The organism is Enterobacter cloacae complex sp. IR5458 (assembly GCF_049238025.1).
Classification (GTDB): domain Bacteria; phylum Pseudomonadota; class Gammaproteobacteria; order Enterobacterales; family Enterobacteriaceae; genus Enterobacter; species Enterobacter kobei.
On the sequence record NZ_JBMKIF010000105.1, the window covers coordinates 1 to 2278 of the forward strand.

A 2278-nucleotide genomic window follows, 5' to 3' on the forward strand; every position below is an offset into this window, starting at 1 on the left:
TGTAATGGCTCAATAGTAATGTCCGCCTGTGGCTCAATTCAGATGTCCGCGCTATGGTAAGCTTCACTGGTCCGTTTAAACTACCGGGAGGCATATCATGAGCGCAGAAAGCTCAGGAGTGTTTACTTTGAAAGAGATCAACCGGATCAAGATTATACAGGACGTCATTGAACGTCGCATCACAACGCGCCGTGCGGCCGAGCACCTCGGTATCAGCGACAGGCAATGCCGCAGACTTCTTGCCCGTTACCGTGAAGGCGGACCGCTTGGTATGGCCAGCAGACGATGTGGCATGCGTGGTAACCGCCAGTTGCCACCCGGGCTCGCAGATCAGGCTCTGGAACTGATCAAGACGCGTTATGCTGATTTCGGTCCGACTCTGGCGCGTGAAAAGCTCGAAGAACTCCACGGACTGTTTCTTGGCAAAGAAACTGTCCGGCGCATCATGGTGCGGGCTGGCTTATGGGTTCCCCGTAAACAACGTGCCGCAAGGATCCCTCAACCACGGTACCGGCGTCCGTGTACTGGTGAGCTGATACAAATAGATGGCTGTGATCACGACTGGTTTGAAGGCCGTGGCCCGGCCTGCACCGCGCTGGTCTATGTTGATGATGCAACCAGCAAACTGATGGAACTGTTGTTTGTTAAATCGGAGTCCACGTTTTCTTACTTCGAAGCCACGCGGCGCTATATCGATAAGCATGGTAAACCGCTGGCACTGTACAGCGATAAAGCCGGTGTTTTTCGTGTTAACAATAAACACGCCACAGGCGGAGACGGGCATACTCAGTTTGGGCGAGCCATGCATGAACTGAACATCCAGACTATCTGTGCAGAAACCAGTTCCGCCAAAGGGCGTGTAGAACGAGCTCACCTCACTTTACAGGATCGTCTGGTCAAAGAGCTGCGGTTACAGGGCATTTGTTCAATGGAGGCTGCAAATGACTTCGCTGAGGCCTATATGGCTGACTATAACCGCCGTTTTGGCAAAGTACCGCGACATGATTTTGACGTACACCGTGCTGTAGAACATGATGAGGACCTGGGGCTTATTTTCACTGTTCGTGAAAAACGTAAAGTCTCAAAATCGTTGACGATACAATATGATAAAATGTTGTACCTGATTGAAGACAGCGAACTGAGTCGCCGTGCAATAGGTAAATATATCGATGTGTATCACTATCCTGATGGCAGAAAAGAGCTGCGCCTGAACGGTACGCTACTTCCCTACTCTACCTACGACCGACTGTCAGAAATCGACCAGGGCGCGATTGTCGATAACAAGCGTCTTGGCCGAACCCTGGAGTTTATCAGTCTGGTGCAGAGCAAGCGGGATAACACGCGCTCTCAGTCAATTCCCGCTGGAGATGGCCCTTCCCGACGACGGCCAAAGCAGGAAGGGAAGAAATCCCAGCGCTCACTGGATAATGATGACATGCTCGAAGCACTCAAACAGCTTCAGTCACGTTCAGAGGACATTTTTGGTAAAAGAGCCCGCTGATGGTACTCACTGGCCGGACAGTGGTTGCTCACCAGTTGATATTGTCCGGCCAGACCCATGATGTATTATTCATTTCGTTCAGCATCTTTATGTCCTGCTTTTCACGGGCATACTTACCCCATAATGAATGAAAAGAACGAACAATACTGATTAACTGCTTTTTTCTTTGCTCCGGAGATAGGCTGATAAAATAGCAGCACCTGCTGTCAATATTATCCTCAATGAAATTAAAATCAGAGTCTGATGCATATTTTACTGTTAGCATAATATCATTCGACGTTGTTCTCTCAGACTCTGTTAATGCTGATTCTATCAGGTATTCAAAGGCATACATGACAGACAGCTGGTTTTTGTCTGTCTGAATATAACCCATTGAGTTTCTGAGTATTGAGGACTGTACCAGGACCAGAGGCCATAAAAGCTCAACACCATAAAGCTTATATGTATCATGTTGATCATACTGATGTTGCTCAACACGACGATTACCTTCCCGTGCTTTACGAATATCATAGGCAAGGGATAACATAAATCCGTCTTTAACTTTAATCAGTGGGCTTTCATCCACGATGTAATGAATGAGTTCATGTAATTCATTCAGGGCTTCTGAATCTCCCCACAGTATAAAACCTGCATTGTTCGGCGTTAACTCGTATCGAAGCATGGGCTCAATCATCCTGTTGTTTCAGTCGGAGGAAAGTCTATCAGTAAAGAGAATGAGAGATCAAAGTGGTCATTTTAATTGAGCTGGATAACGGACATTTCAATTGAGCCTTGACA

At 47.6% G+C, this 2278-nt stretch carries 2 protein-coding genes; one reads left to right on the forward strand and one right to left on the reverse strand.

The features are described 5' to 3' along the window. The first annotated feature begins 97 nt into the window (after window positions 1-97). Complete coding sequence (locus ACOTYN_RS26125) at window positions 98-1501, forward strand: ISNCY-like element ISKpn21 family transposase (RefSeq protein WP_057061543.1); 1404 nt, start codon at window positions 98-100, stop codon at window positions 1499-1501. 28 nt (window positions 1502-1529) lie between these two features. Here ACOTYN_RS26125 and ACOTYN_RS26130 read toward each other — a convergent pair whose 3' ends face one another. Beyond that, a complete protein-coding gene (locus ACOTYN_RS26130) occupies window positions 1530-2162 on the reverse strand; it encodes a DUF6904 family protein (RefSeq protein WP_001567369.1) in 633 nt (210 codons plus the stop codon). Between the last annotated feature and the right edge of the window lie 116 nt (window positions 2163-2278).